We start from the raw sequence: 13592 nt of genomic DNA, 5'->3' as shown, positions 1-13592 counted from the left end.
ATTATTGATAAGCACTAAGCCAACTTAATATATCTTGATAATCTTTGAGGGATATGTCCCAGCAACTGCTCGCTTGGCTTTGAGCAAAATCGATAGCACCTTGGGTGAAAGCGGAAGTAGTAACTAGTATTACTTTATTTGGTCCGCCTATTGTATTTTTCACACCATGAAGAGCTCGAACAACCTCCACACCAACTTTATTGTCTGGTGCATACCTTTTACATTCAATGAAATATTTTGTATCAATACCTAAAGCATGTCTCTGTACTGCAATAATGTCCTTTCCACCATCTCTTGTACTTTTTGTAAGAGTTACTTCAAAGCCACTATGTTTAAAGATTTCGGCAATAACTTGCTCAAACTCTCTAGGCTCGATTTGGTGAAGGTGCTGAGGGTTGTCTCTCAAGAATCTGACAAGGTCTGGGATATTGGAGCGAATTAAATTTATATCGGTGATAATTCTATCATCACCTGGTAGCCAGATTTTTGGTTCCGGTAAAATATAAATGGGCGATTCGTCTAGGTAAGTGAAATATGGTTCACCGTTACAGTCAGCGCCACTTGAATTGTTGATTACGTAACTGAGGAAGTCGACAGGGTACTCCGTAACATCAAAATCCAATGAAATATCATTACCGCATCTCGTACAATCAAACTGATACAGCAATTGATAATCATTTTGCTGCCCCATACCATTTTCACTGTAGCTACTATCGTAGCAATCGACTTCGAAATCATTAACAGGAACCTTGTAAACTGAACCACATTCATCACAAGAAGCTTCAATTACCCCATCAAAAATCCACATACTTTGATTAACCTCATTTTAAAACTAACAGTGATTAGATGGAAGGCGGTACTAATCCGTTAGCAGAGCATTCCATATAACTCCGTAACATCTTTATCGCCGCTAAGTAAAAATTATCATTAAATCATCATATTACCCGCTTGCTTCTAGTGCTGAGCGTATTCGCTTGACTTCCTCTTTCTGCGCCACCATTGCGACTGTGTAAAAAAACAGTACGTGGGTTGCTTATGGACGGCGCGGCCAAGCCACGGCGGCGTGAGCCGCTCAGAAATCCACATAAGGCCGTCACCATGTTCAGTGATCGCGCCACTCGTGCTACTTGCTTATCCATTCCATCCGGCAAAGCTACCGCCCCTGAATTACAGCCTTCAGTCTGCTGCTGTTTACCTGCGTGGTTTCGCTGGCCTGGCTCATGGGTAACTCCGACGAGACGGTTGCCAAACGGCTATGGTAGCGAGCGCCGCCGTGGAAAAAAGAGGGAGATGATGGTTTCCTGAGCAGGATCAACAAATTAATTGGCATGGGGGAGCTTTGTGCGTAGTGCGCCAATACGGCGAGTTTCAGGTATAGCAAGTGCATCAGAGGGGCAGGGTATTGGCTCCCCCTGTAATCCGCCGAGAGGAGGGCACAAGGTCAGGAGCGCCATCAGGGATGATGGCGCAGCCGCAGCGAGGCATGGATGCCCCATCTTCGGCGGTCCGTCTTACCTTGTGCTTGACCCGAGGGAAGCCGCGCAGCGGTCGGGTTGGCGGGGGAAGGCCTTCTTGGTGACTTCTTGGGCCAGCAAGAAGTCACTCGCCGAAGCCCGCAGGGCGGGCTAAACCCCGCATAGCGGCAATCCCGCAGGAATTGGGATGCTTGGCACAGGCGAAGGAGTTTGGCTGAACTCCCTAGGGACCGGAGTCTCTGGTATGATGCGCCATCATTTAGCGACCGGTGACGACGCCAGCATCATGGTGGTCAGGCTGCCGGTAGGGCCATTTTTCTCCGGGGCGCACTGGGTGCGACCCGACACCACGGATCTTGAACATGAGCAGTGAACTGATTTACGGCATCCACGCCGTGACCGCCCTTCTTGAGCGCGAGCCGGAGCGTTTCATCGAAGTGTGGGCCCTCAAGGGCCGCGACGATGAGCGGCTGCAGCCCCTGCTGGCGGAGCTGGATGCGCTCGGCCTCAAGGTGCAGAGCGTGAACCGCAAGACGCTCGACGACAAGGCTGAGGGCAACAATCACCAGGGCATCATGGCCCGGCTGAAGGAGGCGCCCAAGCTGGCCGAGCACGATCTGGCCAGCCTGCTGGACAAGCTGGCCGAGCAAGAAATCGCCCCCTTCCTGCTGGTGCTGGACGGGGTGACCGATCCGCACAACCTGGGTGCCTGCCTGCGCAGCGCCGATGCGGCCGGCGTCCATGCGGTGATCGTGCCGCGCGACAAGGCCACCGGCCTGACCCCGATCGTGCGCAAGGTCGCCTGTGGCGCCGCCGAAGTGGTGCCGCTCATTCAGGTCACCAACCTGGCCCGCAGCCTGCGCGAGCTGCAGGAGCGTGGCGTCTGGCTGGTCGGCACCGCCGGTGAGGCGGATCACGACCTCTATCAGGCCAAGCTGACCGGCCCGATGGCGCTGGTGATGGGGGCTGAGGGCAAGGGTATGCGTCGCCTCACCCGCGAGCACTGCGACGAGCTGGTGAGCATCCCGATGGCGGGGGCGGTATCCAGCCTCAACGTCTCGGTGGCGACTGGCGTCTGCCTGTTTGAAGCCGTGCGCCAGCGCCGCGGTTAATCATGCTGACTGACAGACCCCCCTTCGATTGGGCGCAGGTCGCAGATAAAGAGGAGGCCGCGCGCCTCCTCTCTTTTGCCCGGCCGCTGGCCCTGAGCCCCCGTGCCTGCCTCTGGCATGCCGGCGATCGACCCGATCTGCTGGTGATGGTGGAGCAAGGGCTGCTGCGGGCCCGAGTGGTGCTGGCGGATGGCCGCGAGTACATCAAGGAGTTCTACTGGGAGGGGGACGAGTTTCTCGACTTTCACCGCCTGCTCAGTGGTGAGCCGGCCCGCTACAGCGTGGAGGCGCTGGAGCCCTGTCGGTTGCAGCTGTTTCAGCTGGCCGATCTGCGCCAGCTCTCCTGTTGGCCTTCCTGGTACCGACATCTGCTGGAGGTGCAATTGCGCATCAAGGAGGAGAAAGAGCTGCTGCTCCTGACCGAGGGTCCCCAGGCCCGCTACCAGCATTTCCTCGCAAGCTTCCCCGGATTGGATGCCAGGGTGCCGGATCACCTGATTGCCGCCTACCTCGGCATCACCCCCATCAGCCTGAGCCGCATTCGCAAACGGCTGAAAGCAATTAACAAAGGTTAATGCCGGCTAACCGTGCCCGGATTATGCTGGCCGTTCGAATCGAGATGGAGTTGCCGATGAACTGGATCCTGAAGCCCTGGTCTGAACTGACCACTGATGAGTTGTACGAGTTGCTGGCCCTGCGCGCCGAGGTGTTCGTGGTGGAGCAGACCTGCCCCTTCCAGGATCTGGATGGACTGGATCGCCGCGAGGGCGTGTGGCACCTGCTCGGTTATCGCGGGGATCTGCTGGCCGCCTATGCCCGGATCATGGCTCCCGGGATCGGGGATGGCAGCGGCGCCGCCATCGGCCGGGTCGTTACGTCGCCGGAGGCAAGGGGCGATGGCCTTGGCCATCAGCTGATCGGCGAGGCGGTGAAGGCGTGCGAGGTGCGCTGGCCAGCCCACAGCATCTGGCTAGGGGCACAGGCCCATCTGCAGGGCTTCTATGGCCAACATGGTTTCGTGGCCGAGGGAGAAGGGTATCTGGAGGACGATATTCCCCATATGGGGATGCGCAAGTCAGTCGCGTAACAGCGCCCTTGTCAGAGAACACAAAATGCAGAAGGGCCATCCCGCGGGATGGCCCTTCTCTTTTATCTGGCAGCGATCACTTCTTCTTTTTCTTCTTGGCGGCTTTTTTCTTGGCATCGGCCGGCTTTTTCTTCTTCACCGGCACTCGCGCCTCTTTGTGTTTGGGGCGCAGCTCATCGATCACCCGGCGCTTGAGGCGCTCCTCGGTGTAGCGCTCGATCTTGGCGACCATGGCCATGTCGTGGGCTTCCACCAGGCTGATGGCGCAGCCACGGTTGCCGGCGCGGCCGGTACGACCGATGCGGTGAATATAGACATCGGCGCCGTAAGGCATGTCGTAGTTGATGACATGGCTGACGTTTGGCAGGTCGATGCCGCGGGCGGCCACGTCGGTGGCGATGAGGAAGGGCACTTCCCCTTCATGGAACTTGCGGATCGACTCGATACGCTTGCTCTGCTCCATCTCGCCGCGGATCCAGGCGCAGGAGACGCCCGCCGCCTGCAGCTGGCCGGAGAGCTCCGCCAGCCGCTCGCGGGTCTTGACGAAGATGATGGCCTTCTGGGTTTCCGGGTTTTTCAGGATATGCACCAGCAGGGCCAGCTTGTGGGCGGCGTCGTCGGCCAGATGGATCCACTGGGTGATGGGGCGACGTTCGCTTCGCGGCGGTTCGGCATGCAGCTCTACCGGATCCTTGAGGATCTCGTTGGCGAACTTCTCGAGGCCGGCCCCTTCCAGGGTGGCGGAGAAGAGCATGGTGTGCTTGCGATAGCGCGCCTCTTCCACGATGCGGTTCACATCCTTGATGAAACCCATGTCCAGCATGCGATCCGCTTCGTCCAGCACCAGCACCTCGATGTCGTGGCTCTCGAACTCCTCTTTCTCGATGTACTCGAGCAGGCGGCCCGGGGTGGCCACGACGATGTCGGTGGTCTTGGTCAGGGCCGGCAGCTGCTCTTCATGGCTGACGCCGCCGATGATGGTTTCAATGCTTAGGCTGGTGTGGGCCGCCAGCGCCTTGGCGTGGGCGGTCACCTGCAGGGCAAGTTCGCGGGTCGGGGTCAGCACCAGCATGCGGCAGGGGCCCGGCTTGCGGCGCGGGAAGTCCAGCAGGTGCTGGAGCGCCGGCAGCAGGAAGGAGGCCGTCTTGCCGGTACCGGTTGGTGCGGATGCCAGAATATCGCGGCCGTCCAGGGCTGGCTCCAGCACCATCTGCTGGATGGTGGTGGGGCGGGTGAATCCCATCTCGGCCAAAGCCCGGTTGAGGGCGGGATGCAGGTCGAAATCATCAAAGGACTGGCTCATGGCAATACTCGGTCATTTAAGGAAACGGCAGATTATAGGCGATTATCTCGTCGGCTCCTATGGCGAGAGTGGGTTAGCCGCTATAATCCCCCACCATTTTTTCGGATGACGGGGGCCAGATGGGGCGTAGCCGCGGATTTACCTTCAAGCAGTTCCATGTCGATCATGACCGCTGTGCCATGAAAGTCGGCACGGACGGTATCTTGCTGGGAGCCTGGGCCCCGGTCGTCAACGCCCGCCGGGTGCTGGATATCGGGACCGGCAGCGCCCTGATCGCACTGATGCTGGCCCAGCGCAGCAGATCTGACTGCGTCATCGATGCGGTCGAGCTGGATAATAATGCGGTGAACCAGGCCAGGGACAATGTGGCAGCCTCCCCCTGGGCGGCGCGCATCAAGGTCATTGAGAGCGCCATTCAGGAGTATCAGGCAGCGCCTTATGATCTCATCGTCTCGAACCCCCCCTACTTCGTGGCAGGCCAGGCATTCAGCGATCCTGCGCGGGCGCTGGCCCGTCATACCGGCGCCCTCGACAGCCATGGATTGCTGGCAGCAAGCGACCGTCTGCTGGCGCCGTCCGGTGAATTGGCGCTGATTGTGCCGACCGCCATGGCGGATGAAATTTTATGCATTTCGGCAGATTATGATCTGCATGCCGTTTGTTATACAGCTGTTATCACCAGGGCTGGAAAAGAGGCAAATCGTGTTTTATTGCGGCTTGGTAGAGGATTAAACAGGTGTGATAGGGGGGAAATTGTGATCCATTCTGCTGATGGAACCTATTCCGACAGATACATCCAACTGACCAGCCCCTTCTATTTGAAGATGTAAATTTCGTCTTGAACTATTTTTTCACGCCATTATGCTGGTTGCAGATCGAGCGCCCGCTCCAGACCAGCGAAAATCACTGGTTGTGATGAAAAAACACGCGGCGCTCTTTTTTTTACCCACCTGAACACACCCGGTCAGCGACCGATAAAAACTATAACAAGCAATAAGTTACAAGACAGACGAGGTTGAACTTGACGAAATCACTCACATTGTCCGATGTACTCGGATTGGGGTTTATGACCTTCGCCTTCTATCTGGGCGCCGGTAATATCATCTTCCCGCCGTTGGCCGGTTACATGGCCGGTGAGCATCTCTCTCTGGCGATGCTGGGCTTCCTGGTGACCGCGGTCGGTCTGCCACTCATCACCATTATTGCCGTGGCAAAGGCCGGCAACGGCTGGGCCGGCATGACCAAGCTGCTGCCTGCCGGCGTGGCGACCGCGCTGGCCGTCGCCATCTACATCATCATTGGTCCGGCCTTTGCCGCACCCCGTACTGGCCTGGTAGCCTACGAGATGGGTCTCAAGCCCTTCATCGGTGACATGGGTCAGGCCGGTCTTGCCACTTATACCGTGATCTTCTTCGGGCTGGCCATCGTGGTTTCCCTGAACCAGGGCAAGCTGATGGATGCCATCGGCAAGTTCCTGACTCCGGTGCTGATGGTGCTGCTGCTGGCGCTGGCCATCGGTGTCTTTGCCGCCCCGCAAGGCGCCATGCCTGATGCAACCGGTGACTACCAGAACAGCCCCTTCGTGAAGGGGATCCTGGAAGGCTACAACACCATGGATACCCTGGCTTCCCTGATGTTCGGTGCGCTGATCGTGGATCTGCTGCGCCAGAAGGGCATCAATGACTATCAGGGTCAGTTCAAGTATCTGGCGATCGCCGGCCTGATCTCGGCCGTGGGTCTGTCCGTGGTGTATGTCTCCCTGTTCCAGCTGGGTAATACCGCTGCGGGCGTGGCGACTGACGTCAGCAACGGCGGCGCCATCGTCAACGCCTACGTGCTGAGCCTGTTCGGCCAGCCGGGTCAGTTCATTCTGGCAGCCATCATCACTCTGGCGTGTTTCACCACTGCGGTCGGCCTCATCTCCGCCTGCTCCGATTTCTTCCATAACCTGACCGGTATGGCTTACAAGAAACTGGTGGTGTTGCTGGGAGCCATCTGCGCTGTGGTGGCCAACGTGGGTCTGAGCCAGCTCATCAGCCTCTCCATCCCGGTACTGGTTGCCATCTATCCGGTGGCCGTGGCCCTGGTGCTGGTCACTTTCCTGAAAGGTTACTTCGGTCGTCCCCGCCTGGTGTTCCGCGGTGTGCTGATCGTCGCCTTCCTGTTCGGCTGCCTGGATGGTCTGGGTGCTGCCGGCATGAAGATGGATGCCTTCGCCTTCCTGCCGCTGTTCGACAAGGGCCTGGCCTGGTTGATGCCGACCCTGCTGGCCTGTGTGGTAGGCATAGTGGTGCGCCCGAGCGAGAAGCTGGCTGCCGAAGCTGCCTGAATCTCGCCACTGAAATAAACAAAAAGGCCAGCATCAGCTGGCCTTTTTGTTGTCTGGTTTTTGAACCTGACCGGTTGGGAGGATCAGATCCTTGGGCCCGTTTCGGGCTTGCCATCCATGCCATACCAGTGGGCCGCCACCCGTCCGGCGTGCCACTCGAAAGTGCCCCAGGGTTTTTGGGCCTGCCAGCGGGGGAAGTTGATCACCACCCGGTTATCCTCGTACTTGTAGAGCGAGGTGCTGATCTGGATATCGGAGAGGATCAGCAGCAGGGCCCAGCAGATGAAAATCCATTTCAGTGCTTTCCACATAGAGGTTACTCGAAGCAGATTTCGATGGTGGCACGGCCATATTCGGATTCGAATGGCATCATAATCTTGGTGCCGTCGGCGCGGTGGGAGATGGTGTGGTTGGGACCCGAGACGATGATGGGGGTGGCCATGTCGAACTCGTAACCCTTCTCACCCAGCATGCGCTTGGCGCCACCGGTGACCATGTTGGTGATCTCGCCCACCATGTCGGTCACTTCCTCGTTGATGTTGGCAGGGGCTTCACCCAGCATGCGGCGCATGATCTCCAGCGCCAGCCCCTTCTCGAAGCTGATGGAGAGGGAACCGCGGGTCTGCGGACCCACCATGCCGATGAGGCCGGAAACATCGCCACGGGCCAGTTCATCCATCTTGCGTTTCGGTTTGCCCGGTTTGAGTTCCAGCTGTGCCATGGTCGAGAGCACATTGAGCAGAGAGAGCAGGAACGGGTTTACAAAATCAGCCTTCATGATGACTTCCTACAGTGGGCGTACAGCGGGCACATTGGCCATGTGCCTCAATTGTCTTATTGGTAATAGTAAAGCCATGCTGGTGGGCCTGCTCTGAAAACGCGCTGTCGATGGCCGCATCATGCAGCTCCACCACATCCCCGCACTGGTCGCAGATGAGCAACTGCATCGGATGGGCGTGATCGAAGTGACAGCAGAAGATAAAGGCGTTGAGCGACTCCACCTTGTGGGCAAACCCCTGTTCGAGCAGAAAATCGAGTGCCCGGTAGACGGTGGGGGGCTTGGCATTGACTTCCGTCTGTTGCAGCTGGGCCAGCAGGTCGTAGGCGCTGATGGCATTGCCGTGGGCCGCCAGCAGGCGAAACACCTGGCGACGGGTCGGGGTGAAGCGGATCCCTCTTTGTATACAGAGTCGTTCGGCCCGTTGTAAAAGTTGGTCTTGATTCATGATCGCGCAAATACCCTTTCTATTAGGCGGATACTATCACAGGGCCCCGCATGGCGCGGCGACAAAATTCATTTTCTGGGGCTGCTTCACGTTGTGATAATATCCGCCCCTTTGTTAAGCCAACCCGGATAATTCTTATGCAGGCGCAGCGTTTTTCCATCGCCCCGATGCTGGACTGGACCGATCGGCATTGCCGTTATTTTCATCGACTGATGAGCCGTCAGACCTTGCTCTATACCGAAATGGTGACCACGGGCGCCATCATCCACGGCAAGGGAGATTATCTGGGCTACAGCGAGCAGGAGCACCCCATCTCCCTGCAACTGGGAGGCAGCAATCCGGCCGATCTCGCCCACTGTGCCAAGCTGGCCCAAGAGCGCGGCTATGACGAGGTGAACATCAACGTCGGCTGTCCGTCCGATCGGGTGCAAAATGGCCGTTTCGGTGCCTGCCTGATGGGGGAACCCGCCCTGGTGGCCGACTGCGTCAAGGCGATGCGTGACGTGGTGGATATTCCGGTGACGGTGAAGACCCGCATCGGCATCGATGATCAGGACTCCTACGAATTTTTGCAGGCCTTCATCGAGCAGGTGCGCGACGCCGGCTGTGACACCTTCATCGTGCACGCCCGCAAGGCATGGCTGAGTGGCCTGAGTCCGCGGGAGAACCGCGAGATCCCGCCCCTCGACTACCCCCGTGTCTATCGACTCAAGCAGGAGTATCCCGAGTTGACCATTGCCATCAACGGTGGCGTGACATCCATGGAGCAGACCCTTGAGCATCTGCAGCATGTGGATGGTGTCATGATGGGACGCGAGGCTTACCAGAACCCTTATATTCTGGCGCAGGTGGACAACCGGGTGTTTGGCCTGGCGGGCGAGGTGCCAAGCCGCCACGAGGTGGTGCGCATGATGCTGCCCTACATGGAGCAGGAGCTGGCCAAGGGTAACTACCTCTCCCATATGACCCGTCACATGCTGGGTCTGTTCCAGAACATGCCGGGGGCTCGCGCCTGGCGTCGCCATCTCAGCGAGAATGCCTGCCGGCCGGGAGCCGATACCCAGGTGGTGCTGGATGCCATGGCCAAGGTGCCGGAGTTTGCCGGCGCAGATGCCGCCGAGTAAGCCTCGGCCTGCGAGTGGCTCAAAGAGAAAGCGCGTCCATGGACGCGCTTTTTTTATGTCTGACGAATAGTCTCAATGCCTGAACTGGTTGATCAGACGGGAAAGATCCTGCAACCGCTCCACCAGCAGGGTGATGCCGTCGAGGGCCTGTTTGCTGTTGTCGGCGGTATGGCTGGCCAGCTGGTGGATCTGGTGCACCCCCTGATCCAGGGTCGATGTCACATCCGCCTGCTGGCTCACAGCCTGGGCTATTTCGTCGCTGGTGCGCGTCACCTGACCCAGCATACGGTTGATCCGATCCAGTACATCGGCCGTAGTGCCGGCATGCTGCTGGCAGCGCTCCGAGGTTTGTGCCCCCTGAGTCATGCCGTCCGAGAGCTGGCTGGTGGTCTGTTGCAGCGCCTGGATCATCTCGTGGATCTCGCCGGTGGAGGCGCGGGTTTTCTGGGCCAGGGCCCGTACCTCGTCGGCCACCACGGCAAAGCCGCGCCCCTGTTCCCCGGCGCGGGCCGCCTCGATGGCTGCGTTGAGGGCGAGCAGGTTGGTCTGATCGGCGATCTGGCCTATCACCTCCAGGATGCCGCTGATCTTCTGGCTGTCATGGGTCAGTTGCGCCAGCACGGCGTGGTTGGCGTCCAGCTCCCGATGCAACTGATTGACGGCATCCCGGGTGGTGGCCAGCGCCTGCCGCCCTTCGGTGGAGACTTGCTGCACCTCGGCTACCAGCTCGCTTGCCTCCTGGGCACTGTGGGCGACGTCCCGGATCGAGTGGCTCAGCTCCGTGATGGCGCTGGCCATCTGTTCACTCTGGGCACGCTGTTGCTGCAGGTGGGTGTCAATGGTCTGGATATTGCCCCTGTCATCCTCCGCCGCCTGCAGGATCTGCTGGTTGGTATCGGCAGAGCGCCCGACCACGGCTTTCAGCTCCGCCTGTTTCATCTTAAGGGCCAGCTCTATGATGGCCAGAGAGTCCCGACGCCGGGTGTAAAGTACCTGGCAGAGCCGGGTGCCCTGGGCATCACCGGCCAGTGTTTGCAGATGGCCGAGGCGGCGCTGCAGATGCCAGCCATAGCCGGCCAGCGCCAGTAACGACGCCAAAAGCGGGCATAGCCAGAACGGATTGCCTGTGACGGCGGTAGCCAGGGTGGCGAGCAGGGCAGTGGTGGTGAGACCGAGCATGATCTGGCCGGGTTCGATCTGTATCCGGCTCAGCCAGGGAAGCGTCTTGCCGGTGCGCAGCTGGCGATACAGCCGCTCTGCCCAGGCAACCTCGGCCTGCGCCGGTTTGGTGCGGACCGACTGGTACTCAATGGTCTCCCCACTGGCGTTGAGGATCGGGGTGACATAGGCATTCACCCAGTAAAACCGGCCCTGCTTGGTGCGGTTTTTGACCAGCCCCATCCAGCTTTTGCCCTGGCGCAACCGTTGCCACATGTCGGCAAAGGCAGCCTTGGGCATGTCGGGGTGGCGCACCAGGTTGTGGGGGACTCCCTCCATCTCCTCCACCGTGTACCCGGCCACGTCACAAAAGTGCTGGTTGGCGTAGGTGATATAGCTGGCGGGATCCGTGGTCGAGATCAGCGCAATGTTGTCGGGGAAGTGGATCTCCCCTTCCTGAACGGGTTGGCTCATGGGTCGCTCCGAGTGTAGTTAACTTATTGATAAAATAGTGTTTTATCTGCGCTGTTTAGCTAACTATTCTAGGGGCATCATAGGGGCCAACTTTGGCCTGGGTCAATGAACAGACCCGCTTGCAGGCAAAAGAAACGGGTATTAGCTGGCGGGGGTGAAATCGTGGACCTCTCCGGCTCTCGGTTTGAGGCGAGGGTCTTCATCCTGATAACCGCGGACGAGTTGCATGGTTTTGCAGAAGCTGGCCAGTTTCTCGTAATCCTGGCGGGCGAGATCGATGGCGCGCTCGGCCCGGCGCCGCTCTATCTTGTCTGACTTGCGATTGCTGAACAGCTGCTGCTGGTGCAGCATCCACTCGACAAACTCCTGCTGGCATTGGGATTCGGTATCGCTCTGGGCCTGGGCTGACAGGGTCCACAGCAGGAGCAGCAGTAACAGATAACGCATGGCAAACCGGAGTGACAGGAAGGGGATTAACAGGAAAGGCGGCATTCTATGCCTAAAAATCGGGAGTGAACAGTATCAATAAGCGAGGGCCGCCCGGTGCGGCCCTCGCTGTGCATGGCTGGATCAGTGCTTGATCAGATAGAGCTGGCGGCTGTAGGCCACATCTTCCGGGTTGTTGATGGGATACCCCTTGAGCCAGGGCTTGATCAGCCTGGCGTTGGTGTACTGGTAGATGGGGGCGATGGGGGCCTGCTCCTGCAAGATAGCCTCCGCTTTGTCGAACAGCTGGCTGCGCGCCGCCGTGACCCGGGTCTTGGCCGCCTTGGCCAGCAGTCCGTCATAGTCCGCATTGGCGAACCCGGCCATGTTGCCGCTGTGGCCTGAACCCCACAGGCCGAGAAAGGCGGAAGGGTCGTTGTAGTCGGCGACCCAGGAGGAGCGGATCACCTCGAACTGGCCGCTCTGGCGACTGTCGAGATAGGTCTTCCACTCCTGGTTGGTGAGTTCGACCTGTACCCCCAGCTTCTGCTTCCACATGCTGGCGATGGCCAGCGCCATCTTCTTGTGGATCTCCGCCGTGTTGTAGAGCAGGGTCAGCTTGAGCGGCTTGTCCGGGCCGTAACCGGCCTCCTTGATCAGGGCCTTTGCCTTGTCATCCAGCACTTGCTGGCTGCTTTGCGAGAGCAGATTGTCCTTGGGAGTGAAGCCCGCTGTCACGTCCGGGGTGAAGTGGTAGGCCGGTTTCTCGCCGGTGCCGAGGACCTTGTCGGCAATCAGGCCGCGATCGATGGCGTAGGAGAGCGCCTTGCGCACTCGCACATCGTCGAGGGGGGGCTTGCGGGTGTTAAAGGCGTAGTAGTAGGTCCCCAGCTGCTCCGGGGTGTAGACCTCACCCGGGATCTGCGCCATCAGCCTGGCGTACTGCTCCTTGGGGAAGGATTCGGTGATGTGCAGATCGCCGGCCAGATAACGGTTGGTTGCCGTGCTCTCCTGATTGATGGGCATGAAGATGACCCTGGTCAGCACCGTATGGGCTCGGTCCCAGTAATAGGGGTTGGGGGTCAGTTCCAGCTTCTCGTTGACCACCCGCTTGCCGAGTACGAAGGCGCCGTTACCCACCAGCTTGCCGGGCTGGGTCCACTGCTCGCCATATTGCGCCATGCTGGCCTGGTGGAGCGGTGACAGGCTGGGATGGGTCAGCAGGCTCAGGAAATAGGGTACGGGCTGGGAGAGGGTTACCTGCAGAGTGCGGTCATCGAGGGCTTTCACCCCCAGCTCGTCTGGGGGCAGCGTGCCGGCCAGGATCTCGTCCACCTTGTCAAAGCGGGCCAGCTGGGCGAACCAGGCGAAGGTGGCCGCCTCTTTCGGGTCGACCAGCTTGCGCCAGCCGTAGACGAAGTCACCGGCCTTGACCGGATCGCCGTTGGACCAGCGGGCATCGGGCCGCAGGTGGAAGGTAAAGGTCTGGTTGTCCCGGTTCTCCCAGCGTGCGGCGACGCCCGGTACCGGCTTCCCGTCCGGCCCCTGGGTCAAGAGCCCCTCGAACAGATCCCGCAAAACCTGCAGCTCGGGCAGGCCGACCAGTTTGAGCGGGCTCAGGCTGGCAGGTTCATCTTTCAGGTGACGAACCACCACCTGTTCGGTCGCAAGTTCGGTGCCGGCGGGAATGTCGGCCGCCTGGACAGCGGCGCAGCCCAGCAGGGCCAGCAGTGGGCTCCATCCTTTCATGGGTCGGATCCTTCAAATAGTGTGAAGCGGGGAGAAAACTCGACGAGAAACTATCGCCGGCAGATGGGAAGTCATGATATCTCGTTTGCAGCTCTGACCGCCAGCGTGTGACTCTCATGCTCGGGGTTG

General features: G+C 59.3%; 15 protein-coding genes. 7 read left to right on the top strand and 8 right to left on the bottom strand.

What is annotated here, in order from left to right:
- Position 1 precedes the first annotated feature (1 nt).
- Positions 2–808 (bottom strand): restriction endonuclease, encoded by an 807-nt coding sequence (locus BN1123_RS20885; protein ID WP_082037515.1) that lies wholly within the window; start codon positions 806–808, stop codon positions 2–4.
- A 911-nt stretch (positions 809–1719) separates the two neighbouring features.
- Between BN1123_RS20885 and BN1123_RS21900 the strand changes: the two genes are divergently transcribed.
- The 4 genes from BN1123_RS21900 to BN1123_RS09315 are packed head-to-tail and all read left to right on the top strand — an operon-like array spanning position 1720 to position 3674.
- Complete coding sequence (locus tag BN1123_RS21900) at positions 1720–1848, top strand: hypothetical protein (RefSeq protein WP_260752753.1); 129 nt, start codon at positions 1720–1722, stop codon at positions 1846–1848.
- Positions 1838–2587: a 23S rRNA (guanosine(2251)-2'-O)-methyltransferase RlmB gene (rlmB, locus tag BN1123_RS09325; RefSeq protein ID WP_042026633.1), complete on the top strand. Its 750-nt coding sequence runs from the start codon at positions 1838–1840 to the stop codon at positions 2585–2587. Before BN1123_RS21900 ends, rlmB begins: the two co-directional genes overlap by 11 nt.
- 2 nt (positions 2588–2589) lie before the next feature.
- On the top strand, positions 2590–3162 hold the full coding sequence (locus BN1123_RS09320; protein ID WP_042026632.1) for a Crp/Fnr family transcriptional regulator: 573 nt from the start codon (positions 2590–2592) through the stop codon (positions 3160–3162).
- 56 nt (positions 3163–3218) lie between these two features.
- Complete coding sequence (locus tag BN1123_RS09315) at positions 3219–3674, top strand: GNAT family N-acetyltransferase (protein ID WP_042026631.1); 456 nt, start codon at positions 3219–3221, stop codon at positions 3672–3674.
- 76 nt (positions 3675–3750) lie between these two features.
- Here BN1123_RS09315 and srmB read toward each other — a convergent pair whose 3' ends face one another.
- Positions 3751–4977: an ATP-dependent RNA helicase SrmB gene (gene srmB, locus BN1123_RS09310; RefSeq protein WP_042026630.1), complete on the bottom strand. Its 1227-nt coding sequence runs from the start codon at positions 4975–4977 to the stop codon at positions 3751–3753.
- A 119-nt stretch (positions 4978–5096) separates the two neighbouring features.
- On the opposite strand from srmB, the gene BN1123_RS09305 reads away from it, so the two are divergent.
- Together BN1123_RS09305 and brnQ are read left to right on the top strand one after the other, a co-directional pair.
- Complete coding sequence (locus BN1123_RS09305) at positions 5097–5807, top strand: tRNA1(Val) (adenine(37)-N6)-methyltransferase (protein WP_042026629.1); 711 nt, start codon at positions 5097–5099, stop codon at positions 5805–5807.
- Positions 5808–5998: 191 nt separating this feature from the next.
- The gene (gene brnQ / locus BN1123_RS09300) at positions 5999–7306 is read left to right on the top strand and encodes a branched-chain amino acid transport system II carrier protein (protein ID WP_082037522.1); all 1308 of its coding nucleotides are present in this window, start codon (positions 5999–6001) and stop codon (positions 7304–7306) included.
- Between the two features lie 83 nt (positions 7307–7389).
- Here the strand turns inward: brnQ and BN1123_RS09295 are convergent, their stop codons facing one another.
- Genes BN1123_RS09295 through zur form a run of 3 tightly spaced genes read right to left on the bottom strand, consistent with a single transcriptional unit; the run spans position 7390 to position 8532 of the window.
- The gene (locus BN1123_RS09295) at positions 7390–7617 is read right to left on the bottom strand and encodes a hypothetical protein (RefSeq protein ID WP_042026626.1); all 228 of its coding nucleotides are present in this window, start codon (positions 7615–7617) and stop codon (positions 7390–7392) included.
- Positions 7618–7622: 5 nt separating this feature from the next.
- Complete coding sequence (locus tag BN1123_RS09290; RefSeq protein ID WP_026457367.1) at positions 7623–8084, bottom strand: chemotaxis protein CheX; 462 nt, start codon at positions 8082–8084, stop codon at positions 7623–7625.
- Complete coding sequence (zur, locus tag BN1123_RS09285; protein ID WP_042026625.1) at positions 8074–8532, bottom strand: zinc uptake transcriptional repressor Zur; 459 nt, start codon at positions 8530–8532, stop codon at positions 8074–8076. The genes BN1123_RS09290 and zur overlap by 11 nt, the downstream gene beginning before the upstream one ends.
- A gap of 137 nt (positions 8533–8669) precedes the next feature.
- Between zur and dusA the strand changes: the two genes are divergently transcribed.
- Positions 8670–9656 carry a tRNA dihydrouridine(20/20a) synthase DusA gene (dusA, locus tag BN1123_RS09280; protein ID WP_042026624.1) on the top strand — a complete coding sequence of 329 codons (987 nt, stop codon included), beginning with the start codon at positions 8670–8672 and terminating at the stop codon, positions 9654–9656.
- Between the two features lie 72 nt (positions 9657–9728).
- On the opposite strand, the gene BN1123_RS09275 is transcribed toward dusA, so the two are convergent.
- The 3 genes from BN1123_RS09275 to BN1123_RS09265 all read right to left on the bottom strand — a co-directional run bounded on the left by BN1123_RS09275 (position 9729) and on the right by BN1123_RS09265 (position 13463).
- Positions 9729–11288: a methyl-accepting chemotaxis protein gene (locus BN1123_RS09275; protein WP_042026623.1), complete on the bottom strand. Its 1560-nt coding sequence runs from the start codon at positions 11286–11288 to the stop codon at positions 9729–9731.
- A gap of 141 nt (positions 11289–11429) precedes the next feature.
- A complete protein-coding gene (locus BN1123_RS09270; RefSeq protein ID WP_042026622.1) occupies positions 11430–11735 on the bottom strand; it encodes a hypothetical protein in 306 nt (101 codons plus the stop codon).
- 123 nt (positions 11736–11858) lie between these two features.
- Positions 11859–13463, bottom strand: coding sequence for a peptide ABC transporter substrate-binding protein (locus BN1123_RS09265; protein WP_042026621.1), 1605 nt, complete (start codon positions 13461–13463; stop codon positions 11859–11861).
- Positions 13464–13592: the final 129 nt, after the last annotated feature.

The sequence above is a fragment of the Aeromonas enteropelogenes genome, assembly GCF_000819845.1.
GTDB classification, from domain to species: domain Bacteria; phylum Pseudomonadota; class Gammaproteobacteria; order Enterobacterales; family Aeromonadaceae; genus Aeromonas; species Aeromonas enteropelogenes.
This window is presented reverse-complemented; position numbering and strand designations above follow the sequence as displayed.